Consider the following 23,505-nt stretch of genomic DNA (forward strand, 5'->3'; position numbering starts at 1 on the left):
AGGCGAGGCCAAGACATGAAGATTGCAGTAATCGGTGGAAACGGCCTCATCGGATCCAAGCTCGTGGCGCGACTGAGATTGCGTGGGCACGAGGTGATTGCCGCGTCCCGCAGATCCGGCGTGAATACCATTACGGGCGAGGGCTTGAATGAAGCATTGAGGGACGTGCACACCGTTGTGGACGTGTCCAATGCGTCTTCATTCGTCGATCCGGAGGTGTCGGACTTCTTTCGACGATCGACTGAGAATCTGCTCGCTGCCGGCGGACGCGCCGGCGTTTCCCATCATCTGGCGCTTTCGGTGGTCGGAACGCAGCGCCTGCGGACAAGCGCGTATTTCCGTGCGAAGGAAATACAGGAAAGCCTGGTGAGACGCTCGAACCTGCCGCATACCTTGGTGCAATCGACACAGTTCTTCGAATTCATGGCCAACATCATCCCGGCAGGCAGTGGTGGGGAGAGCGTCCATCTATCACCTGCCTTGGTCCAGCCGGTGGCCGCCGACGACGTAGCCGAGTTGCTGGTCGATCTGGCGCTGATGCCGCCATCGAACGCGACCAGCGAGATTGCCGGACCGGATTCCTACCGGCTATGCGATCTCGTTCAATGGGTCATGTACAGCTATCAGGACGACAGGCCGGTCATGGCGGATACGGCGGCGAGCTATTACGGCGCGATTCTGGATGATCACACGCTCACCCCAGGGCCTGGCGCGCTGATGGCCAAAACCCATTTCAGGGACTGGCTGGATGGGTATCTGTCCGGATCGCGGCAGATACCTCATGTCAATCACCCCAATCCCATGGCTCGTACGCGTTAGTCATCGCCCGCACGAAAATTTGACCCTACCTCGCCGAGTGCGCGCGGCTACACGCGTTCGTTCGCAAACGACATCAACCAAGATGAGGAACTTCGAAATGAACAGGTTCATCGCCGGCATTGTTTTTCTCGCGGCAATCGTGTGCTGCCCGGTTGCCGTTGCACAGACCGGCAAACCCACCATCGTTCTGGTGCATGGAGCGTTCGCCGATGCGTCATCGTGGAATGGCGTGGCCGCGATTGTGCGCAAGCACGGCTATCGGGTAGTCGCCGTCGCCAATCCACTGCGGGGCGTCGGTAGCGATGCGGGCTACCTGGGCGACATCGTCGACTCGATCGACACTCCCGTCGTTCTGGTGGGGCATTCCTATGGCGGCTTGGTCATAGGCGAGACCGCCGGTCCCGGCCGGAACATCAAGGGTCTGGTCTTCGTTGCCGCATTCGCGGCGGAAACTGGAGAAACCGCGGCGGGGCTTTCAGGAAAGTTTCCCGGCAGCAGCCTTGGAGCGGCGCTGGCTCCGCCCGTCGCGTTGGCGACCGGCGACAAAGACCTCTATATCCGCCAGGACAAGTTTCACGATCAGTTCGCCGCGGACGTGGCCGAAGCCGACGCCATGCTGATGGCCGTATCGCAGCGCCCCGTGACCGAGGCGGCGCTCAACGAGCCGGCTCGCGCATCGGCCTGGAAGCAGATCCCTTCGTGGTTCGTCTATGGCGACAAGGACAAGAACATCCCGTCAGCCGCGCTCGGTTTCATGGCGGATCGAGCGAAATCAAGGAAGACCGTCGTCGTGCCCGGCGCTTCGCATGTGGTGATGGTGTCCCATCCCGATGCCGTCGCGGAGCTGGTCCTGGCAGCTGCGCGATCAAACTAGTCGATTCTCGGTGTATATCCGCAAATGGCGGTCGTGCTGGCTGACCGCTGTCCTGTGTGCGCTCTAACCACGACGCTAGGCCGAGCCGCGAATTGGCTTCGGCTTGATTACTCGTCCGCTGTGGGGAGCAAGCTAGGAGCAGGGCTTTAGTGGTCCGCTCTGCCCGCTTTTCACGACTGTCAGACGTCGGCGAATCACATTGGTTGAGGTAGATTCGAGCAATCGCCAATAGTGAAAGAGAAGGCCTTGTCCTTCTTTAGGGCCGTTATCACGTCCAAGAAAACAGCCTTTGCGAGTGCGCGATCCTTCGTATCCAGATCGACCAATGTTACGAACCCTACGCAGTCTGGGGAATTGACATACACGTTCGCATACGTCTCTTGTCCACTCTCATAAGAATAGACTTCCAGCAAACCTGGGCGACCGGGCTGGCTGGCGCCTGTCCTGTTGAAGCCGTGTGCAAACAGCTTCCCTTCGATGAGCGCTACGACCTCATTGGGTTTCTGACCATGCAGCTTAATAGTGACTTGATCCACAGCTGGCCGTGGGCTGCAGCCAGCAATGAAGATCAAGGAAGCGAGTAGAACCTGGAGGAATTTCATACGGTGTGGCCTTGAGCCATGCGCGGTTGGGTTGAGCCTCGAAGCGGCTTCGGCTTGGTATTTCGAAGGCATGGCGTTTCAGAGGGCACGCCTTTGGAAGTGCACTCTGACCCCTGTTTCTGCCTGTTTCTGGACATAAGGATTCGGCGCCGGCCTCGGCTTACCGACGAATGCTTCCCCAGCAGTAGACGCTCTGACCCAAAAGCGAAGGACGTCGGAAAAATCTTCGCGTGCGCCATGCACGATGCCGATCAGTTGCTCGGATTCCGGGGATTCGAAATCTACATGGAAGAACTGGGTAAGTTCCAGTAACCCAGGCGCCATTGGCGCCTGCATGTAGGCTTCCCATTCGATCTTGAGTCGGGCGGTATCGAACATGCCGCTACTTTCGCACTGGATGCTGACGGTGCAAATTCCCTATCCACGCAGCTTTGGCGTTTTTGTAGGGGCAGCCTCAATCGCGGACACGCACCGGGCCGCGAGCCTGTGGATTCATGCCCCTTGCGCCATTTCACCGGGAGGGCGCCCGCTGCTAGAATTCCAGCGCGCGTCCCGTCGCTGATCGGCTGGCATCCATGGGCTCCTGGAGTATCGTTTTCGCCATCGGCGCTGCGCAGGCCGCGCTGCTGGCGGCGGCGCTATGGCGACGGCCCATCAATGCCGAGGCAAACCGCGTGCTGGCGGTGTGGATCGCGCTGATCGGCATCGACCTGGCGGTGAAGGCGATGTACTTCAACGCGCCGGCGGCCGGATTGCTGAAGGCGTTCCGTTTCGTTGGCCTGTTCCCGTTCCTCTACGGCAGCCTTTTCTACCTCTATGTTCGCGCGCTCACCCAGGCGCGTGCACTCGGCTGGCGCGATGGCTTGCATCTGGTCGGCTTCGCCATCGTGGTGGTCATGCACGCCGGTTTCTTCATCCAGGACCGGGCGCAGACGCAAGCATTGTTCGCGCAATTGCTGGCGGGAACCGCGGAGCCACAATCGCCACGCCTGGACATCCCTTTGTTCGCGTACAGCCTGACGTACGTGATCGCCGGGCTGGTGCGGGTACGTCGCTACCGGCGCGCACTACTGCAGCGGCGTTCGGATGCGGATCGTATGTCGCTGCACTGGATCGATGCAATGGCGGTGTCGCAGATCGTCATCTGGTGCATCGCGACCACGCAATGGCTGGTCAGGATCCCGTGGATCGACTACCCGCTGATCTATGGCGCGGTCAGCGCATGGGTATTCGTGGTGGGCTACCTCAGCCTCAACCAGGTGGCGGTGGTCACTGAAGCGGCGCCCGAATCGAAGTCTGTCGATCCCGATGACACGTCTGGCGACGACGAGCCACGCTTTGACGACATCGAGGCGGCGACGATCATCGAGGCGACGCCCGAACCGACGCGCATCGACATCGACCAAGCGCCGGGCGGCGACGCACCACGCATTGCCGCCGTGGAGGCACGCCTGTCGCAGCTGATGGCGCAGCAGCAGTTGTATCGCGAACCCGCGCTCACCATCGGCCAACTGGCCAAGCGCAGCGGTTACCCGGAGTACCTGGTATCGACGGTCATCAACCGGCGCCTCGAAGGGAATTTCTGGGAATACATCAACCGCCAGCGGGTCGAGGCGGCGCGCGCGTGTCTGGCCGATGCCGGCGATGCGCGCGCCATCCTCGATATCGCCTACGCCTGCGGCTTCACCTCCAAGTCGACCTTCAACGCCGCGTTCAAGCGCCAGTTGGGTGAAACCCCCAGCGCTTACCGCAAGCGCCATGCGCGCGACGAGGCATCCGATTCATCGGACGCCTGACAGGGCCTTCGCCGCGGGCATCGGCGCGGGTTGCCGCGGCCATCGCAGCAGCAGTTCGCAGACCGTCAGGTTGAACATCCAGCAGCCCCATGCCGCCAACAGGTAGACCTGCGCGAAAGGCAGATGCAGCACGCCGAGGCCCACGCCCAGGATCAGCCGCAATGTCACCGCCGATGCGGTGAGGGCGATGCTGCGCCACATCCAGCGCCGGTGCCTGATCAGGTCGCCGGCAAGCGCATGGCCGATGCCGATACCGGTAGTCGCCAGCCATGCCAGCGCAAGCAAGCCGAAGCCCACGCCCGTCGCCGCTCCGCCCTGCGCATGCCGGGCCAAGGACAACCCCGCAAGCCCGGCAATCAGCACCCCGCCCACGTACAACCCGCCGCTCAGGCGGTGCAGGCGCGGGATCCGGCGCCGAACCCAGTCGCTCATCTGCAACGGCGCCAGCAGCAGGGCGAGCCCGCCGCCGAAGAAATGCGCCGGCACGTCCAGGCCCGAGATCGCGAACTGGGCATGCAAGGGGTTGCCCGACTGCGGCTTGAGTGCATCAAACAGGAAAGTGAAGGCGTAGGTCGCCACCGCCGCACACAGCAGGGTGAAGACCAGGCCGGTCGACCAGCGCACCGCCTTGGGAAACCAATACGACATTTTGGAGCCTCTCGCGGATAGAGGCGCCATGGTGGGTGCGAAGAAGGAAAATATCGTCCGATTCGGCGGAGTCGTACCTGGAAACGCAGCCAGCGCCGAAAATCCGACGGCCTTGGGCGTCTGCACGGGGTCGCCAACCGCCATCCGGTCAATATCTGCTTCCGGCAAGAATCGGACATCAGCGAATGGCTGAAGGAAGCCGAGCCGCGAAGCGGCATCGGCTTGAACTTCTCGTCCACTATCGCCCCGGTTCAGGGGGAATACTTTGAAAGCCCACTCTGACCCCTGTTCCGGCATGATTAGCCTCATCGTCGCCACATGGATCTGTTGGTCATGATCAGTTCTTCGGCCGCATCGGGATACGCACATGCAGCGCGCTTCTTTTTGGCCCTTGCATTCGCGGCAATGAGCATCTCGCCGGCCTCCCGTGCCGGCGAACCAGTGCGGCAAGCGCCGGCCGCCCCCAGGATCGCCTCTTTCAAGGAACGAATAGATTTCGATAGAAAGATCGGTTACGAAAACGCCTCGGAGCACATGGTCCTCGACCCGGCGGCTATGGACACTCCTCCACAACTGCGATCATGGCCCAAGACCGTTCGCGACTCGATGACAGCAAGTGGCGTGCGTTACATCGGCATGGCGTTTGAGCTGGGCGAACAGCGGGTTCGCATCGTCCTGTACGTATACGACCCACGTAGAAATTTGGCGGGAGAGGATCTTTTAAATAAGGCCAACGCCGTGAACACGATGACGATCAACGATGTGCCCGGTCCCGCCGACCTGGGAACAGTGTCGTTACGATCGCCGGAGACGCCGCCCTATCTGGTGTACTGGATATTCCGCAACGTGTTGGCTGAAGTCACGGTCTACAAGACGTCGATTTCGTCCATCGACATCGCGCGATGGTTTCAAGCGGAATTGGTTCGAAACGTTCGCATGCAAGACAAGATCGAAGCTGATCCTCGGCTTGGCTCTGACATGAGCAGAATGCGAGAAGACAAGGCTGTCGGCCAATAGAACGCTTTATTGTCAGCCTTTCGAGTCAGTTCAATAGGCCAAAAAACAGTCGTCAAGCAGGGCTGACGCAGAATCTATTTCCTGGCCGAGCCGCGAAGCGGCTTCAGCTTGAATGAATTGTTAGGCCTCATCCCTGGATTTGTACCAGTCAGCTGGGTACCTGGAGAACAAAGCGTAATACACGGCCTCAGACCATGAGCACTTGCCGCGCCCAACCAAAAACAAGCCGAGCATACTTGCAACTAGGACACAGCCGATATAAATGAAAATAGGAATGCCGATCATGAAGGCGAGCAGTAGCCAGCCAGCAGTCGCGTTGAAAGGGACAGACCTGGTGACTGGAACGCCAAGAACGGCGGTATACAAGTAGCTGAAGGATACGAAGAGAAGCCCGAAGCCGACCGCCACCCCGGCGAAGCCCACGCAGGTGGTGAGAAGGTAGTAGCGAGGCTGAAGCCTATACGTCGCGGATTTTCTGGCAGCGAGTTCTCGCGGAAGTTTCATAAAGGGCCTAAGGCCTGAAGTGGGCCGAGCCGCGGAGCGGCTTCGGCTAGGGCGCATCTGGATCATCGCATCGAATTCGGGCCTTGCTGGCAGGATCTTCGTAAAGCCCCTGCTGAATTCGGATCAGACCACCACCGCCGAGCGTATACAGGCTGGGCGGACCCGCGACTGCGCCTCCGTTATCCGCGTTCTCATCCTCTGCCTGGACTGCAACAACCGTATGCGGCCAGCCAAACTGGTCGACGCCCTGGAACTCACGCCGACCCGCGCGTGAGCCCATTGGGTCATCGATACACTTAACGGGTGCCTGCGCAGTTTCAGCAACCTGCGCTGCAGGCGCTCGGGAAGGGAAACGATTCGTCAGCCAGACGATCAAGCCGATTACCGCGACGAGAACGCCTAGCCCGGAAAAGTGTTGGCCGATGAAATCGTCCATCGGTTGCCGTCCGTAACTGCCGCCGGTGGACTGCGCCACTCCCTTGAGCAGCGTAAAGAAGGACAGGACGATCATGCCCAGGCCACTGCAGACAAGAAGCAAACCCACTTTCGAAGCTCGCATCACAGCAGGTTCCAGAGGTTGTAGTCCGCAGCGGACGCCGAGACGCCCGAGCCCGTCGTTGCGGGATTCATCGCCCAACTAGTCTCGCATACCGACAAGGCGTGGCCGACGTTCCATTAGCCGGTGCCGACTCGAACGTGACTGTTACGACGACCTCAGATTGCGCTGACACCCTCGACTAGGCGCCAACCGAGCCGCGACGCGGCTTCGGCTTACTCCGCTGCATCGTCCGGCAACACTTCAATGGCGCTCGCTGTCGCTAGCCACTAGCTACGGAGAAGCTTGGTCTCGACAGTCACATCGACCAATTCCTTATGAAATGCAAGCATATTTGCAACGCCGGATACGCCAAACATGTAAGTCACAGATTCTCGCCGGAACGTTTCCGTGCTTGATAAATTCACGTACTTCATTGACGACAAGGCGGTGCTTGCGCGAGGTGGTGAAGCTGCGGTGCGAGTCTTCCTTCGTTGGCTCGGTTCGATTTCGCCCAGTTCGTTACTGCTGAGGCTGGTGCTGCTGTTCGGTTTCCAGGGCAAGTAGATCGTGGCGCAGCCGGCGGTCATCGCGATGCTCGCGGTACCGATCTTGGTCCAGGTGTACTTCAACTCCGGTGTTTCGTCTTGGCTCAACCGAAAGCTTGGAGTCGCCCATTACGTGGCGGGTCCGTCAGCGCTGATCGGCGCCAGCAACTTCCCGCCTGGATTGGAACTTGTCGGGACTATTACCGGATAGTTTTCCCAGCGTTGTCCGACCCCGCTACATGCCGGGTGTACAGCCTCGACGCCGTCTAGAGTGAATTAGCGCAGAAGCAATATGCCCTTGGGGCCCTGGGGTACGCCGCAGGAGAGCAGTCGCCATCACGGCTGCAAGCTCCATCCGCCGCGGCGCTCGCGACGGAACTGTGCGCGGCTTCTCAAATTTGAAACGAGCGAAAAAAATGACGGGTTCCGGGCCCGCGCTACGAACTAGAAGGGATGCCGGGCCAGCCGGCGTCGCAACCGGCTCCATCCGCGAGGCCGGCCAAAATGCTCGATTTTCAAGGAGATACACAATGAATCGCACGACCTCTCTGCTCGCAATCAGCCTGATTCTGGCCTCCTTCTCCTGCGCCGCCACCGGCCTGCAATCACCGCAATCGCCGTCCGCCAATCCCATGGACGGCGCTGGAGTGAGCCACAACGCATATGCCAGTTGCATCGTCACTCGAGATCCGCAGTTACAGCGTCCAATGCTCGAGGTTATGGTCTACGACTGCGGCTACCCGACCGATGGTGCGCCCGTGCAATTCATCCAGAATTACACTGCATTCGTCGGCCAACTGCAGTCAAACCCGGATCTATCGGCGGCTGAAAACCTCAAACAGTACCGGGCATCGTTTAGCGCGACCCAGTTCGCTTTCATCGAAGCGATGGACGATATCTTCGCAAATTCCAACACGGCGGCCGAGGCCAGCGCCCGACTGGCTCAGTTGGAACAAGACGCGCTGAACGCGCTGGGCCGTAGCGAAACCGATATTGTCGTCTTGGGCGGCGTCAGCACCGCGCGACACTCGCTGGACCTGTGGGCGCGCGACATCGCCGACGGCACCTTGGGTAACTCCAACTCGCAGACGATGATTGGCCGCGGCTGGCGTATCGCGTTGGCCGATGCGTCGGGCTTCATGCAAGGGTTCTTGTCGGCCAAGGACCACAAGCTGGAAGCAGGTATCGTAAACGGCATCATCAAATCGCTCGACGCGCTTATCGCTTCGTTCTGATCGCAGCGATCTTTAAGGAACAGATCCCGCAGCCGTGCATCGCGCGGCTGCGGGACATTCGACCGCCTGGGCTCAATCGGCCTACCAGCCTGGATGCGGACGAGCCAATACCAAAGTGTTCCACTTGTATCGATTCAGCGCGAACGCAAGTCTTCGCCGCGACTGGGCGCGCCGGATACACAATCGAAGAGCTCTACGGTGATCACTCAGTGGCCGTAGTTGCAGCGCAGCCAAGAAGTGGACCCCGCACCGGAAGTCGCGCAAGGTTGCCGCCAAATATCGCGACCCAGAGAACAAGCGCGACACTTGGCCGAGCCGTGGGCGGATGCCGCGGTGGCTGGCCCAGAAGACGAAATATGGTCGGAGCGTCACGGACTTCCTGATCCCCGGGCTAGCAAACCAACTCCACGCAAGAATTAGTTCAATCGGAAAGAAAACGGTCCTCAAGCAGGGCTGACGCAGAACCCTTTTATCCAACTAAGCCGAGCCGCGAAGCGGCTTCGGCTTGGTACCTCGACAGCGGACTTTGAAAGTCCATTCTTCGCCGTGTTCTTGTCAGGAATGCTCGGGTTTCCCCGTCTTGATTCGGGATATCGCGAACCACATGCCGACCGTGCCAAGGATGGCTCCGAACATATTGGTCAGCGTATGCGGGTGCCCGTCCGACTGCCGGGGTTGAGGCGGTAGGCCGACCTGGCGCCACACTGCGTCGAACGCCATGTAACCAACGAGGCAGGCCGTCAGGCCCAGCGCCATGCCTACGATGCTGCGCAGTTCGAAGGTTCCGGCTCCGTCGGCGATGCGATCCCGGATCACGATCGCCCCGCCGATAATGAATCCGAACAGGACTGCGTTGATGAAGTCGAGCATTCCCGGCTCTCCTCTTCGCTGACGATCTAGTGAGTAAGGGGGAGGTTGCTGCCTCGCCAGCGGCCCCGATGACCTAGCTCCATCCTACTATTTCAAAGCCATCGCGAGCGGCGTAATTTCGTCCCCAGCAGACATGGCCCGCAGCGACCGCAGGCACGAATCCGGCGCGTCAGCACGGTGGTTCACCGCAAGAACCGCTAAAGGATTGTCATGAGCGATCCGGTTACGTTGCAAGACCGGCGCACGCAAGGCGCTACGTCCGACGACAAGATCTTGTTGATCTCAGTGCGGGGCTGAGTTCGGCGATGAACAGCCCGAGCACCGGTAGTCGCATTGTGATCGGGACGCGCCGCACCCAGCTCGGCCCCTTGATCAAGAGCGGCGGCGCCGGCAGCGTGTATCTGCTGCCGGACGATCCCAATAGCGTCGCCAAGATCTACCACGCCCGTGTCGATCCGCCGAGCTACGCCGATCGCATCGAAGCCATGCTGCAGTTGCGCCCGCAATTGCCGGACCAGATCGAAGGCGACAAACGCTACGTGCAGATCGCCTGGCCCGACGCGACGGTACGCGACGATCGCGGCCGCTTCACCGGCTTCACGATGCCCGTATTGGACGTAAATGCGACCTCGGAACTGGAACAAGTCCTGCAGGAGCGCCAAGCGCGTGCGGCCGGTTTGCCGGTCGGGTTGGGTCGCAAGGTTACCTTGGCGGCGAATCTGGCGTCGGTGCTCGCAGCCTTGCATACGCAGCATCATTACGTGGTCGATCTCAAGCCGGTGAACCTGCGTTTCGATCGCGCCACGCTCTACATCGCCTTGCTCGACTGCGACGGTTTCAGCATCCAGGGCCGCGGCCGACGCTTCCACGCACCGCAGTACACGCCCGATTATCTGGCGCCGGAATACCAGACCCGCTCCCTGGACGAAACCGGCGAGGAAGCCCAGGACCGCTTCGCCCTGGCGGTGGTGATCTTTCAGCTGCTGAATTTCGGTATCCATCCGTACAGCGGCCGGCCCGCGCACGACGGCGTGCCGACCGACGTGGCCAGCCGCATCCGCGGGCGCTGCTATGCCTACGGGCGCAGCGGCAATTCGTCGATGCTACCGAACCCGGTCAGCGCGCACGCGATGATGCCGGTACGGTTGCGCGATCTGTTCGACCGCGCGTTCGGCGACGCGCCGGCGACGCGGCCGAGTGCGGGCGAATGGGGCAATGCGTTGAGCCTGTATGCGCGGCCTTCGCGCGGGCTGATCGTGGTGTGCGACAGAAATCGCGAACATCAGCATTACGTTGGACACAGCTGCGCTTCGTGCGCGCGCGAGGAGCTGCTGACGCGCGCTGCGCGTAACGCCAAGTCGCGACCGAAACCGCAGCCACCGGCCGATTGGATCGCGGCCTCGCGCACGGGCAGGCAGGCTTACCCGCCCAAGCCCGCTCAAATGCCCCCGTCCTTTGGCACGCCGCCGGCCGCATCGCCACAGGCCAGTCTGCCCACGCATATGCCGCGTTTGGCCAGCTTCGTGCCTGTGCTGATGTTGTTGATGGTACTGGCGCTGCCGGGGGCGATCGCAGTCATCGCTGCGAATATCGGCGGAGCTGACGTGAACTACTCTCCTGGCGGTAATTGTTCTTGGTTTACCCCAGACGGTAGATACGGTCCCACCCAGGCCTCGCCGCAACCATGCCGCCAGTGTCCATGCACGCGCGGGGAGATGGAAGAATTCGTTCAATCGCGGGCTCAGACCGATATGCACGTGCTCCCTGCTATACGTGTATCGGCCGATGAAGCGGTTTTGGACCAGCGTCCGGCGGATGAAGATGGAATAGGGGGCTAACTTGCGTCGCGAATAGTCGGTGATGCAGCGCGAACCCCATCGATCCACGGCAGTGCCAGAAATCCCCGATGTCCCGAAAAACACACGCCCCCGGCGCCGGCGTAATCTCCGCTGATATCTATCGTCGTCTCGGGCGACGGCCAGCCGCGCAGCGTCGCCACATTGGCGCAGCGATGACTCTTGCTCTTCTTCGACACCAGCGTCGCACAGCCCAGATGACGGGTGCGTACTACTTCGGCACAAACCGTCCGCGCGGTTTCGCGATCGAAGCGGACATCGATGATCTGGATGAGATTAAGCCCGGTGTGACCCAACCACAGCACGAGCGGAAGCCCGAACCAGATCGCAAGCGTCGCGATCATGGACCGCGACAGCAGCGGGACCAGGCCGAGCGACATGATCCAGACCAGCAAGGGAATCTGCAGGAGCACAATTTCGACGCGGGTGCCCAGCGCGGAAAAACCCCACACGCCGCCTCGTACCCCGGTCAGACCGCGCCCGAGTACCGCGCTGCCGATGGCGGTCAGCACCAGCACGATGAGCAGCGGAATCGCGATCCAGTACAGCGGGTCGCGTCCCTTCTTCGTAAAGAATTTCCTGTAGCGCCTGCGCAGCCGGTCTTTAATCCGGCGCGATCGCGCGGTGGACTCGGCGAAGCTACGCAGCACTTTGCATAGTTCCATCGGCGCTGCGGCATGAGCCATCGGCAACATTGCGGACAGAGATAGTGCAATCAATGCTTGAGCATTCGTCTTGAATGTCAGTCGACTCCTGTGCCAAGTGAGCCGCGAAGCGGCTTCGGCTTCGGCTTCGATGAAGTGTCATGCGATTGGCCCGAGCAATCTGCTCGCCGCAACGAAAACGAAGCCATTGCTCACTTACCGAAGTCCGCCCGTACTTGCCACCAAAAGCTCAAGCCTAATCCGCCGTGCCCAGCGGCGCTGCGATGACCCACGCCACAGTCTCATTCGGGATGCAGGTGAAAACGAGCCAGCATAGCGCCGCTGTAACTGCAGTACCGACATAGAACCGCCATGACAGGAGCGCCTCTCCGATCTCAACGATATCCATGAGCGCCATAGTTTTCTCTATCCTGCCGCCTAATGCCTGAATTAAGCCGAGCCGCGAAGCGGCTTCGGCCAGTCTCAATTATTCGCCCCGTCCGCGACGCGCGCTTCGCCATTCGATGAATTTTTCCGGGGCGGGATCGCCTCCCAGGCCGAGATAGTAATGGATCCGCAGAGCCATGCCAGGGATGTCTTCATGGAAGAAGAAATCATCATCTTGCACGGGTACGCCAATGGACTTGCAATAGGCTGGGGTTGTGAACTTCAAGTAATAGCCCCGTACGAACGACTCGGCCTCTGTTTTGGAATAGCATTCGCCGAGGGCGGCAACTATCTTGTCGAGCAGTTGATTTGTTGCTTCGTCATCGGCTATTTGCATTTCATTCCTAAAGGTTGAACTGAGTCGCGAAGCGGCTTCGGCTTGAATGAATTACTGGCCGGCGTTTCGGACGCTCGCGGTTCGCGCCGAGGTAGCTCAACTCGCGATATTTTCCCGCGCCGCGATTTTCTCGACGAGCGTATCGATAGCCGCTTCCATGGCGTTGGCCGTCTGGTCGCCGCTCTGGTTGGTGATGATGAATATGCCAAGATCGTATTTAGGCACGATGTAGATGTAGCACTGCGACCGCGGCACGCCGCCGTGATGCGCGTAATAAACACCCTTCAAGCGGTCGCCGGCGACGATGTTCCAGAAATAGCCGATGCTGAAGTCGGAATCGAATTTGACCAAGGTTCGATGCGATTCCTTCACCACAGGGCCATTGGCCAACTGGAACTTCAGGTACTTCATCATGTCCGGGACGGTCGCCTTCACATTCCCGGATGCGCCCCAGGGCAGCTGCGGCATCGGCGTGGTCGGAATCGGGTTGTCGCTGTGGTAGCCGATCGCAAGCCGGTTCGCTTCGGCATCGCCGAGTCTGATACGGATGTCCGTCATCGCCACCGAATCGCGGAAAAATTCGCGCAGAAGCGACTCGTAGTCGCGCTTGTAGACCGTTTCGAGGATATGCGCCGTCAGTTCTGTGCCGGAGCTGGAGTAGGCGTACTTCTTTCCGGGCATCCGCGGAATCTCGACAGCGTGCAGATCCTTGAAGAAATCCGCCTTGCCGTAGTGCGCGTAAACGACATTGAGCTCGCCGGGCGTGCGCCGGTCGGTGAAGTTGGCGAGTACCGTATTCGCGCGCTCGGGCAACATGTTCGGCAGGCCGCTGGTATGCGACAGCACGTGGCGGATGCGGATGGGCTCACCCTTGTACTGCAGATTCGGATAGGGCTCGCTCAGATACTTCCGGACGTCGTCGTCGAGACTCAGTTTGCGTTCCAGGACGGCCTTGGCCATGAGGGTTCCGGCAAGGGTCTTGCTCAACGAGCCGATTTCGTAAAGGGTCGCGTCGGTCGGGGGATTCGGCTTCCCGGCATGCATATCGCCGCGATGGCGGATGATTTCCTTTCCTCGGTACACGACGCCGATCGAGGTTGAGTGAAGCAGAGGCTGCTTGATCAGGCCAGCGGCGACTTCATCAATCTCGGTTCCCGGGTCTTTCACCGGGGTGTCCGCGCGCCTGCAGCCTGCGATCGAGAACGCTGCGGACAATATCAAGCAGCCTAGCCACAATCTGTTTCGAACCACCATCGAACTCGCTTGCATGCGTTGGCGCCGTGAGGGAGGCATGGAAAGGGCGCTCAATATAGCCGAGTGCCGGAAAGATGGCCGGACCGGGCGAGGTCTTCCCGGCACAGCTCTGCGTCCATGGCGACCTATTGGTACTCTGGTGACCGTCGGTAATGTCGCGCCGCTCGGCGAGCGTCAAGCGTCACTGCGCGACATCCGCTCGACCCCTTAGCATCTTCGTCATACCAGGCACGGGACCTAGCGCCATCTCCCCGCTTGGCGATATTCCTCCCGGTTCCTCTTCCTCACGTGCTGGGTCCGATAGGCTCCAGGTATCTTGAAAGCGTGAGTGTGCCGACCAATGCGTTAGATACGTTGAGCTGCGAATCGGCTTCGGCTTGAACTAAGGGATAGATATCGCGTCCGGCACTACCAGCACGGACTCCACCGTGAAGCTGATCGTTGAATCCTCAATGGGCAAACAAGCGCAAATGGCATCAGAGAACTCATCAAGGAGCGCGAGCCCGGTTGAGTCGTAGTCGTTGCATGCCTGCAAGAAGATGCGGCCGCCATTCCAGCGACAGCTCACTGCCAAGGCCGCTCAGCGAACTCCGCTAAAATATCGCTAACTCCCGCTAGCGCAACTCGTTCGGAGACGCCGCCGCAGGAAACTACGATCTCAAACATACGATGCTAATGAGCCGAGCCGCGAAGCGGCTTCGGTTTGAATTGATTGTAGATCTAACGCCGATTCTGCAGGCGGACTCTTTGGAGAACGAAGCCAGCGACCTGATCGGCAGTGAACTGATTCATGTCGATGTACCCATCCTGCGGAAAGATTCCCGGAATTGCCGCGTCATCTGACCGGATGAGCATGACGCTTTCATCCGCTTTGTTATTTATCACAGCGCGAATTGCTCGCCACTCAATTCCACACCACATTTTTCTCTCGTAGTCGGCAGACAGGAAGACGACGAGGAGATCTGAATTGTTTAGGTATACATTCTGTAGCAAGTTGTCGAGATTTGGTCTGGCCAGCTGGGCGACGAAATCGAAATCATAGAAGACCGCACCGGCAGGCAGTTGCGATTTAACCTGAGTCACTACTTGCAGGACGAACTCGCGAAGTTCCCCTGGAAACGAGAAGGCCACCTTGAATCTGATCTCTTCAACGCGGCCATCCGGACCTTTTGGGTTGACATAGTTATCAGCAACAATCCCCGCTGCATGTAAAGTCGCAAATAGATTAGAGCCCTTAATTGCCCAGTGTGTTCGATACTGCTCTCCATTCTGGAGATTTATATCAAGTTCTTGGGCAAGTTGTTGTATTTTTTCAGCAGGGATGTCGCCAATCTGATCATCGAACTCGTATTCGATGAGGATTGCATTCGCTCTTTCGCGAAGATTTCTTATGTACCCGATCTTAGCGACGCCATCAAACCGCTCTTGCAGAAAGAGGCAGGGATAAGATTTAATTTTTTCAACAATTTCAAGTGTTAGCGCTTGATGCTCTTCAGTAATTGAATCGTCGGTGTACTCAAGAAACCGTCCTTTTGAGTACTCGGTAGACGGCAGATCCCACGCTGTCGGATTTGACGTCATCAATAGGTTGTACACGAAGATATCCCCATGCCAGGTCTAATGCCTGAAACAATCCGCCGCTAACCGGCCTGTTGACCCGCTCACGCCTGCGGGATCTGCACGTACGCTAAACGACCGTCCGACACGGTTTCGTCGTAGCGTTCCACGAACTTCTCGAACTTCTCCCGATTGACTCCGTAGCTCTCGATCCACCGGGCTTGGGCGTGGGCAAACACGTTTATCAGTCCGCGGAACTCAAAGAAGAAGACGCCACCCGTGTCAGGCAACGCCATCTCTGAATGTCCAACCCGGAAGGAAATTCGCCGAACATTTTTCTTCCTTACGTTGGAAGAGTTGATGTTGGTCATATGAAGCAGTCCATTGCGCAGCTCCCAGAGCTCCTCAGCAGTGATACCAAGCGGCGTCAAATCTGCATAGTCGTTTAGCCAGCGGACGAATGACGGTGGCTCACGCACATCTCCGTACTCAACATAGGCGAGACTATCAATGCAGCTCAACATAAGCTTCATTGATGAGACGTAGAGCTTGTTGTTATAGGTCAGCTTGATCGCTACGAAGTAGTCGTCGTGGATAAGTTCGGAGAAGTGAATGCATCCGTCACGGGTGTACTTGCGTAGCCAATCGACCATTTGGCCGTGCTCACCCGCAGCCTCTACTGCATCTTCTACGTCGAAGCTATTGGTCTGGGAGCTATAGCTGTATCTGACTTGCCCATTCTGCACAGGGGTGACGACGGCCAGCGCCGCATAGTCGGCGCCAGCGAGGGCTAATACTTCAGCGTATAGGTCCCGCTCGCTGCCAAGCCTGCAGCGAGTGCTGTATTCATGCTGGGTGAAAGAGTTGGACAACCTTAGTTTCGTTGCCCGCTGTAGATCTGCTTTAACCTTCTTCCGTAGGAATTCAATGCCTTGCTCGTCGTTGCCCTCATACAGATGAGCGACGTAACCCGCGTAGTCACAGCGTCCACTGGGGTCGAAGTACAGATAGATGTTAAAAATGCTCTCGCCCACCTCGCAGCTCCTTTTGCACCTTTCCTATTCCTAGCACGCCGGCGACTCACACAGGGCGCCCGAACCCGCACTATTGGTCGCTTCGTACCGGCCACTGCAGCGGAATCAAAGCTTGTCCCGATGCCTTTGTCCATCGCTCGCGCGTAGCTAGAACATATCTTGGATCGTCTGCAAAGTACGCATGCTCAATGAGGAGTACCTGCAAACCGTCGCGACGAGCGGTTTCAAAAAATAGAAAATCAATGTGACGCTTCAGAGCGGAGACATCTTCATCTTCGATCGGACCCGCTATTTCCGCTTCGTCCTCGTTTTCACCACTACTTGGAAAGTACGGGCGGCTGATCTGGTCGAAAATAAGCAGCCCCGGTACGGGTGCGTTCGCAATCTCGAAGTAACGCTGCAACGCGAACGACAGTGCCACGTGAATAGCAAGATAATTCTGATCGGAGCCCACCGCAGGCATGGTCAGGACGGCGCCATTCCCCGCTTCGATCACCACCACTGCCGGCTCTCGCGAGGAGAACTCCAGTTCCGCTCCGACACAGGGTGTGACAGTTGGTAATTGAGCAAAAGCTTCGGATGCAAATTGCGATATTCTCCGCTCTGCACGCTGCAACCTAACTCGCTTTGCCGCACGATCGACATGCCCTTCAAGATCATTAATCTCATCACGCAGCACACTCAGATCTCGTTGGGTTCTGTGAGTATCCTGAGTGATTGATTCAATAAAGAAGGCGATTTTTCCCAGCAGATGTGCTTTCACCTGCGACAAATCAGCTAATTTGCGTGTCTCGTCGCTTTGGCGTAGCCAAGCCTCGATACGGAGATCGACTTCACGCAACTGAGCATTGAGCGAAAGAATGTCCTGATCCAGGTCATGATTGTGCTCCGCTAAACGCGGTGCGGCTCGCTCAACAGCGCTGTTTTCATCGCGAACCTTGGCCAAAGAGGCCTGAAGTGCTTTGCGCGTTTCAAGACCCCATTCCGATGGATTCTCGCAGACTGGACACAGATGCCTGATATTATCCATATGCTCAACGAGCGCGAGCTTTTGATATTGACGGTTAACCGCCCCTCGAAAGCTCGATACTTCATGCATTGCGGACTTGGTTGCCCTTGCTTTTCGCTTCGTTGCTTCAAGGCGAGAGAGAATGTCCCGACGAGCCAAGTGCAGAGCGGCTAGCTCATCCTCAGACGGATAGGTGTTGACTTCAAGTTGTGTTCCAGTGACTTCGCGAAGCAAAGAGATGAGCTGAGAGTCCGACGCATCCGCTGACGAACTCTGTGCAATACCGAGTCGCTCAGCGTCTGTCAGAAGTCCAATTGCGCGCTGTCGAAGTGAACTCTCTGCCGTCAATCGAGACTTTTCTTTCGCCTCTTCCCGGTCTAGAACGCGCTGCAGCTGCCGTAGCTTGCGTTCGGCCAAAACAGTCGCCTGATCGGTAACGCCAAGGAAATATGGCATTGCTGAAACGATGTCCCGGGCTTTGTCTACTTGTTCCAATCCATGCAGCAACACTGACTCACTATAGATGACTTCTTTAGTAACAAACAGATAGGGAGTTAGGTGACGAACCGTGGCGCGTCCGCGGACAGTAATATCGCCCGCCGCGACATCCTTCACGTCGACGACTCCGAACGCCCTTTCCAAGAATGCCTTAGCCGCCTCTAATGTCGTCGCGCCATCAAAATCGTCTGTACTTGTGGGCAGATCAAGACTCGTTCCACTAGAGACAAACATGCGGGTACTCGTATCTTGGCCCACAGGCGGAATGATACGCCCGACAATAAATTCCCCGCCGTCAATGACCCATTTAACGCCTACCGCTATACAACGCCTCCGAACAAGCGCTGGTAGTTCGCAATCGCTTGAACCCAGGCAGTAATCAATGGCTTTGATAAGGGTGGACTTTCCAGTGCCGGAAGCACCTGTGATGATGTTGACCTGCCCCGGCAGGAGCGTTACGACTCGACGTTGTCCGGACACGCCAAGAAAGAAGATGTCTGATATGTTCCAGCGCTTCATACGGTTAGCCCCATTACTCCAAACACGTTCCGCGTTGTGCCGGCCATTGCGAACCAGTAGCCCAGTCGTTCGACACGCTTTATGGCCTTAACTGATTCCGCACCAAGCTTATCAAGCGAACTTTTGGGAACTTGTCTGTTTCCTACTTGAAGGCGGCCGTCGCGTCCGAGAATCAGCAGATTGGCAAAACAGCCAAATCGGAGAGAGCTTGTCACCACATCCATGGTCGAGTTCACTCTGGAGCCAAGCCCAATATGAACCTGCGGACTTCGGGTAAGCCATTCGAGCAAACCTGTATTTCTATTCGTGCCGGCGAACGTCTCTGCAAGATCCCCCGACAGCCCAACGGGAAGTGCGATATAGCAGATGGCCAACTCCGGACCTGCGTCGTTAAGGGACTTGTACGCACCAACGAACGCCGCCAGCGCAGTGCCACAATAAGCGGGATTAAGCTCAGCAAAGACGTCATGCGCTGGCGTCACTTCTCTTCCTTAAGTAGATTGCGGTAATCGGGGTGCCAACCAACCTCCAAACCAATAGCCAGAACCTGGAAGCTTCCGCTTACATAGTATTGTCCGCTCCAACCTGCCGAGATGGCCGGAACCGCTGCAGCCGCCTCATGATGAGCCCAGCGCAACAACTTGAGACCGGCTTCTCGCTTGTAGGGCTCAAGCGCATCTGAGCATTCGTCAACAATAGGAATATGCCGGTCCGACCACCGCTCCCTAAGTAGAAGATCGTACTCGTTGATTACGGACGCCATGGCCGGATTTTCGTTTATCCACTTTGATCGCTGCGCACGCGCGCGCCACTCCTCGCGGATGGCGACAGTCAGGTCGTGGTCGCGCCCCTCAACCAGTTCGATTTGGCGCGCTATCATGCCATTCGGCTGATAGTCCTTCGGCGGGATCGCCGTCATGAAGTCGGGAATCAGCCGCTCCTCCTCGATGTCGCCGAGTATCTCTGTGATTTGGTGCTGTAGTTCGATGCGGGTGATAAATCGCTCCCGCTTCCCACACAATGAATACAGGACCTGCCTATCCCACCATTCGACTAGCCGCCTGGCGATCATTGGCCGATGCGCCATGGGTAGCAACGACAGGCTGCCCGCTACGCGAGTCTCTATCTTATCTATCGTGTCACTACCCTGTTGCACGCGCATTCGTCGAAGAAGGTTCAGCTTCTCCGTAGCGCCCAGTTCAAAGAAGGCCTCGCACCCATTTGCGCGATCATCGTGGGGTAACTTTTTCACGCCCGCTTGCTCTGCAGCGATCCGCTCATCAATGACACGGCCGGCTTCCTTCTGCATCGCCTCAAGAAGCGCTCCGCGGTCTGAGCCCGACACCAACAGGCTGGTTAAAGGACTACCACTAGGTATGCTGCCGACGACTACTAGATGTAGAGTCGTTTCAGAAAGCGATAAGTTCGGCAGCAAGTCGATCCAGACTTTGACGGTTTTCCACAGCGCGCGCGACGCGATGGTAACTGGTGGAGGCGCTGCGCTGAGTGAGTGCTTTAGCTGATAGAGAAGAGTGTTGCCGTCAACTACAATCTCAACGTCGTCTAGGCGCTCAATTGCGACGGCCGCCTCGTCCGAGGTCTGCTCGACCAAGGTCGCGAGCCCAAATAAAGCTTGGTAGTAAAACCCAAGTGCTGCAGCCTCGGCGGAATGCGCCGAACTCTGGCTCACGTTCCCTTCCATGCCGTCCGCCCCCAGACACTCCATTCCCCGTCAGTATGAGGAAATCTCAGCCCCGAGGGTACTGAGTGGTTGCGGCGACATACCTTGGCGTATGGTCAGAAAGCACAACTGGTGTCGCCTGTTGTTCCTTGGTGTTCCCGGGCGTGAAGAGACTGGTTAGAACTTAGTAGCCGTGGGCGCGTCAAAATGTCGTCATCAACGTTTGGATCGGCGCAGCCACTTCGATAGGTTGTATCCACCGCCAGCCGCGGCGCGAAGTGGCTTCGGCTTGATCAAATCGCTAGGCCTTACTACCGCCAGTCCCGCCGACAATTCGGACTTCGCTGTATCGCATGCGCGATAGAACGCCTTGAGCCGCGAGTGCGCCATAGCGAACAGCTCTCGGACACGCTGCGCGTAATAGGCATCTGGATTACCTGGAACGCCAGCTGGGCCGGTCACGGTGGTGGTGACAAGGAGGGCGACTTTGCGCCATCTAATGTCAGCAGCAGCCAGCAATGCCGCGTCTATGGCCTGAATCTGATTGGGGCTCAAAGCTGGGATTAGCCCCAACTCCTCAGCATCGGGCAGGCCATCCTCGGGCCCGTACTCGTCGGGGCTTTAGACGTAACGACTGAATTAAGCCGAGCCGCAACGCGGTTGCGGCCAGCAGGAGTCGCCAGCATGTTGTAGAAAAATGTCGAACTGAAGAGCTTGGCCCGCCTTCAGAATTCTGTTCGGTAGGTAATGACCCCACTCTTTTTGAAGACTTCCAACGCGAACGGAGTGGACCAATTGAAGAGGTCGCGCATTGTGTAATCTTCTCCGGGTGTTGCACCTGCCTCGATAAGCGAGTGCTCAATGTTCTTGGCCATGACAAGAACTAAATCTTCTAAGGTGGTTGCGTCGGTATGCCGTAGGTCACGAATAAGCGATTTGGTCATCGGAATCTCCTTAGTATGGCCTCGCGCAATCCTCTAGTCGCGAAGAAATTTTCTGTGATTGAGCTACTGATGCGTTCGAAAAGTTTGTTCTGACTAGGCACTTAGCCCTGGCGAGCTATCCCCATTACGACCTCGACTGCTCCCCCGCAGTTCAACACAGGATAGGCGTCACGCATACTCAAGATGTTCAAATACGCCGTCAATACGAAATCGTCAGTGTTCCGTGCATACAGTGCGTAACGGATGCCGTCGGTTACGATCAGTCGCTTACAGTCTCCGCGTCCTTTCTTCAGCGCATAGAGTCTAGCTTGACCCTCCGCCGAAAAAACGGAGCGACCGAGGAGCTTGGCTTCAATCACGCAATCGAGAGATGCGTCTGTGGGCGGCATCGAACGGAAGAGTGCGATATCGACGTAGTTCCACTGGATCGCAGCGGTTTGTTGAGACCAGCCGAGAGACAAAAGAAAAGGAACTATGAGATAGCAGATCGTCTCCATCTCGGAAGGACGCTTCTCCGGCCGTTTTTCCTCATTGGCGTACCATGCGGCGACGCGCTGAAGAGAAGCGAACGTAGAAGTTAGCTTGTCGATGTACTCGCTCGCCAGACCTTCTATGAAAAGCAAGCGGCCAAGTTCATCTAAGTTGAGATCTCGGCCCACCTCAGGTAGTGGAGCTAACGGGCGAGCCACGAAATTGGCAGATAGCGGCAGGTCGGAAACCCACTGCCTAACTTTTTCAATGTTCATCATGGCAAAGCGATTGCCCTGGCCGCCGAAAGTGCGCGCGCCGAATCTCTTGTTGGAATTCGGAAGCCAATGCACTCTGCGAACGTGTTGCAGATCCCAGCCGTCGATGTCGGCAAACGATTCTGACCAGAACGCTTCGTCATCTGCTACTACGCCCGCGGCCAAGATATCGCCGGTCTTGTGCCGTAACAGTACTAAGTCTCCGCGCCTCACGTCTTTGCAGAAGCGACGGACGTGTCCATGATCTTTATAACGCGCGGATTCGAACCGACCCGGGTTGCCAGGTCCGAGGATCATCACATCATGTTTGATGCATAGATCTCCGTAAGATCGAAATGCATCGCCGCTGCCAACTTGCCAAAGCGTCCTGCCGGTGAGATCCATGTTTTGGCCAAAGCGAGTCGTGCGTCCAGCAAAGAATACGGGGAGCGCCTGACGGTGGTCTAGATTGCGTCCGGCCCAACCTGATGCTGCCCGCATCAACAGATGCGCGATCTGGACTCATAGCGCGCGAGGATCCTCGAGGCACGTCATTGGTCGGATCAATCGGCTTGACGTACCGCTAGGGTCAAAACGTCCATAAAACCGCCCCTTGTAAGTGCCTGTTTTATAAGGGCGCCCAATGGTCGGCCGACCAAAGGCTTGGAGAAAAAGGCCCGGAGAGAGGCGAAAAAATCGCCAAATGGCCCCTGTGTGGATAACTCGCCGACCAATGGAAAACGCCAAAAGCCTGGGAAATAAGGCCATTTTCGTCGTTGCGACGAGGCGTAGAAAAAGTTGGAAGCGGAAGTTTGGCGCGGCCAAAGCACGCGGGGTCCAACTCTCTTGACGGGTTTAAACCGGTCTAAACCGGCTCATGCCGGTTGGCCCCGGTAGTCGCGTGTCGGCCGCAGGCCTGTCGGCCCGTGCCTGACCTTGCTCGCCGGGATTCGGCCGCCGTCGCGCCAGGCGCGGTAGCCGCCCGCCATTCCACCTGACGCCAATCGCTGGGGGGACTAACGTGTCGCATCGAATGCCATCGAAGAAAACCCGGACGACTCCGAGGGAGTCGTCCGGGCGCAAGACGCCGGGCAGCGCCCGCTCTTCCCGAGCGGTGCCCGTTCCTCGCGTGCGGAATCCGGCGCGATCGTACGCCGCTCAGCACGTGCGCCTTCCCTGGCGCGGCTTTCGGCGTTCCTTACATCACCGGTCCGTAAATCTCCATCAGGAGCCTTTGACCGTTGTAGAAGGTGAGGCAGGACGTTTCAAACTGGAGAGTCTCGTATTCGTAGATGCACGTATACACGTAGTGCTGCGCGCCGATGGGCGGCTGTGGCGGTTGTGGCGGCAGTGGGCCGCCACCGGGCGGACGGGCCAACGCGCTGCCGATGGTGAAGGCGGATGCGGCAACCAGAACGAGCGTCAACAGCGTCTTCGTGACTTGTTTCATGACAAATTCCTTTTGTTGGATTGGATGAGTGACTCGACACGGTTGCGGCCGCAACTGCAGCGATTAGGGGTGCGCCACGGGCGGCAGTCAACGGCCTGCCTG

General features: G+C 58.1%; 22 protein-coding genes and 2 pseudogenes. 8 read left to right on the plus strand and 16 right to left on the minus strand.

Features of this window, described 5'->3' with window-relative positions; genetic code table 11:
* The first annotated feature begins 15 nt into the window (after window positions 1-15).
* Window positions 16-819 (plus strand): SDR family oxidoreductase, encoded by an 804-nt coding sequence (locus ASD86_RS10285; RefSeq protein WP_056110690.1) that lies wholly within the window; start codon window positions 16-18, stop codon window positions 817-819.
* 97 nt (window positions 820-916) lie between these two features.
* Window positions 917-1,693, plus strand: a complete 777-nt coding sequence (locus ASD86_RS10290) for an alpha/beta hydrolase (RefSeq protein ID WP_056110692.1) — start codon at window positions 917-919, stop codon at window positions 1,691-1,693.
* Between the two features lie 194 nt (window positions 1,694-1,887).
* On the opposite strand, the gene ASD86_RS10295 is transcribed toward ASD86_RS10290, so the two are convergent.
* Together ASD86_RS10295 and ASD86_RS10300 are read right to left on the minus strand one after the other, a co-directional pair.
* A complete protein-coding gene (locus ASD86_RS10295; protein ID WP_056110049.1) occupies window positions 1,888-2,295 on the minus strand; it encodes a hypothetical protein in 408 nt (135 codons plus the stop codon).
* 78 nt (window positions 2,296-2,373) lie between these two features.
* The gene (locus ASD86_RS10300; protein ID WP_056110051.1) at window positions 2,374-2,673 is read right to left on the minus strand and encodes a hypothetical protein; all 300 of its coding nucleotides are present in this window, start codon (window positions 2,671-2,673) and stop codon (window positions 2,374-2,376) included.
* Window positions 2,674-2,870: 197 nt separating this feature from the next.
* On the opposite strand from ASD86_RS10300, the gene ASD86_RS10305 reads away from it, so the two are divergent.
* Window positions 2,871-4,091 carry an AraC family transcriptional regulator gene (locus ASD86_RS10305; RefSeq protein WP_056110053.1) on the plus strand — a complete coding sequence of 407 codons (1,221 nt, stop codon included), beginning with the start codon at window positions 2,871-2,873 and terminating at the stop codon, window positions 4,089-4,091.
* Here the strand turns inward: ASD86_RS10305 and ASD86_RS25875 are convergent.
* The gene (locus ASD86_RS25875; RefSeq protein WP_162253648.1) at window positions 4,077-5,036 is read right to left on the minus strand and encodes a DUF2306 domain-containing protein; all 960 of its coding nucleotides are present in this window, start codon (window positions 5,034-5,036) and stop codon (window positions 4,077-4,079) included. The genes ASD86_RS10305 and ASD86_RS25875 overlap by 15 nt on opposite strands.
* A gap of 36 nt (window positions 5,037-5,072) precedes the next feature.
* On the opposite strand from ASD86_RS25875, the gene ASD86_RS10315 reads away from it, so the two are divergent.
* Entirely contained in the window at window positions 5,073-5,756 is a 684-nt protein-coding gene (locus tag ASD86_RS10315; protein WP_157476436.1) for a hypothetical protein, read from the plus strand.
* Window positions 5,757-6,306: 550 nt separating this feature from the next.
* Here the strand turns inward: ASD86_RS10315 and ASD86_RS10325 are convergent.
* Window positions 6,307-6,771: a hypothetical protein gene (locus ASD86_RS10325; RefSeq protein ID WP_157476438.1), complete on the minus strand. Its 465-nt coding sequence runs from the start codon at window positions 6,769-6,771 to the stop codon at window positions 6,307-6,309.
* 468 nt (window positions 6,772-7,239) lie between these two features.
* Here ASD86_RS10325 and ASD86_RS25880 point away from each other — a divergent pair.
* From ASD86_RS25880 to ASD86_RS27760, 3 genes and pseudogenes are all read left to right on the plus strand, one after another.
* Window positions 7,240-7,515: pseudogene (locus tag ASD86_RS25880) on the plus strand (arsenical-resistance protein); the annotation flags it as partial.
* A 358-nt stretch (window positions 7,516-7,873) separates the two neighbouring features.
* Complete coding sequence (locus tag ASD86_RS10330) at window positions 7,874-8,578, plus strand: hypothetical protein (RefSeq protein ID WP_157476440.1); 705 nt, start codon at window positions 7,874-7,876, stop codon at window positions 8,576-8,578.
* A gap of 292 nt (window positions 8,579-8,870) precedes the next feature.
* Window positions 8,871-9,035: pseudogene (locus ASD86_RS27760) on the plus strand (H-NS histone family protein); the annotation flags it as partial.
* A gap of 98 nt (window positions 9,036-9,133) precedes the next feature.
* Here the strand turns inward: ASD86_RS27760 and ASD86_RS10335 are convergent.
* On the minus strand, window positions 9,134-9,448 hold the full coding sequence (locus ASD86_RS10335) for a hypothetical protein (RefSeq protein WP_056110064.1): 315 nt from the start codon (window positions 9,446-9,448) through the stop codon (window positions 9,134-9,136).
* A 305-nt stretch (window positions 9,449-9,753) separates the two neighbouring features.
* Between ASD86_RS10335 and ASD86_RS10340 the strand changes: the two genes are divergently transcribed.
* The gene (locus ASD86_RS10340) at window positions 9,754-11,286 is read left to right on the plus strand and encodes a hypothetical protein (protein ID WP_056110066.1); all 1,533 of its coding nucleotides are present in this window, start codon (window positions 9,754-9,756) and stop codon (window positions 11,284-11,286) included.
* Here the strand turns inward: ASD86_RS10340 and ASD86_RS10345 are convergent.
* The 11 genes from ASD86_RS10345 to ASD86_RS10400 all read right to left on the minus strand — a co-directional run bounded on the left by ASD86_RS10345 (window position 11,283) and on the right by ASD86_RS10400 (window position 23,403).
* On the minus strand, window positions 11,283-11,954 hold the full coding sequence (locus ASD86_RS10345) for a hypothetical protein (protein ID WP_157476442.1): 672 nt from the start codon (window positions 11,952-11,954) through the stop codon (window positions 11,283-11,285). The genes ASD86_RS10340 and ASD86_RS10345 overlap by 4 nt on opposite strands.
* 481 nt (window positions 11,955-12,435) lie before the next feature.
* Window positions 12,436-12,732: a hypothetical protein gene (locus ASD86_RS10355; RefSeq protein WP_056110072.1), complete on the minus strand. Its 297-nt coding sequence runs from the start codon at window positions 12,730-12,732 to the stop codon at window positions 12,436-12,438.
* 96 nt (window positions 12,733-12,828) lie between these two features.
* A complete protein-coding gene (locus tag ASD86_RS10360) occupies window positions 12,829-13,899 on the minus strand; it encodes a serine hydrolase domain-containing protein (protein WP_235567713.1) in 1,071 nt (356 codons plus the stop codon).
* Window positions 13,900-14,706: 807 nt separating this feature from the next.
* A complete protein-coding gene (locus ASD86_RS25890) occupies window positions 14,707-15,582 on the minus strand; it encodes a TIR domain-containing protein (RefSeq protein ID WP_157476444.1) in 876 nt (291 codons plus the stop codon).
* A gap of 65 nt (window positions 15,583-15,647) precedes the next feature.
* Complete coding sequence (locus tag ASD86_RS10375) at window positions 15,648-16,577, minus strand: hypothetical protein (protein WP_056110078.1); 930 nt, start codon at window positions 16,575-16,577, stop codon at window positions 15,648-15,650.
* Between the two features lie 70 nt (window positions 16,578-16,647).
* Window positions 16,648-18,603 (minus strand): DUF3732 domain-containing protein, encoded by a 1,956-nt coding sequence (locus ASD86_RS10380; protein ID WP_056110079.1) that lies wholly within the window; start codon window positions 18,601-18,603, stop codon window positions 16,648-16,650.
* Window positions 18,600-19,085 (minus strand): three component ABC system middle component, encoded by a 486-nt coding sequence (locus ASD86_RS25895; protein ID WP_082578242.1) that lies wholly within the window; start codon window positions 19,083-19,085, stop codon window positions 18,600-18,602. Before ASD86_RS25895 ends, ASD86_RS10380 begins: the two co-directional genes overlap by 4 nt.
* Complete coding sequence (locus tag ASD86_RS10385; protein ID WP_200957230.1) at window positions 19,082-20,293, minus strand: ABC-three component system protein; 1,212 nt, start codon at window positions 20,291-20,293, stop codon at window positions 19,082-19,084. Before ASD86_RS10385 ends, ASD86_RS25895 begins: the two co-directional genes overlap by 4 nt.
* A gap of 716 nt (window positions 20,294-21,009) precedes the next feature.
* On the minus strand, window positions 21,010-21,228 hold the full coding sequence (locus ASD86_RS10390) for a hypothetical protein (protein WP_056110081.1): 219 nt from the start codon (window positions 21,226-21,228) through the stop codon (window positions 21,010-21,012).
* Between the two features lie 101 nt (window positions 21,229-21,329).
* Window positions 21,330-22,358, minus strand: a complete 1,029-nt coding sequence (locus tag ASD86_RS10395) for a hypothetical protein (RefSeq protein WP_157476446.1) — start codon at window positions 22,356-22,358, stop codon at window positions 21,330-21,332.
* 793 nt (window positions 22,359-23,151) lie between these two features.
* On the minus strand, window positions 23,152-23,403 hold the full coding sequence (locus tag ASD86_RS10400; RefSeq protein WP_056110085.1) for a hypothetical protein: 252 nt from the start codon (window positions 23,401-23,403) through the stop codon (window positions 23,152-23,154).
* Window positions 23,404-23,505: the final 102 nt, after the last annotated feature.

The organism is Lysobacter sp. Root690, assembly GCF_001427785.1.
Lineage (GTDB): Bacteria > Pseudomonadota > Gammaproteobacteria > Xanthomonadales > Xanthomonadaceae > Lysobacter.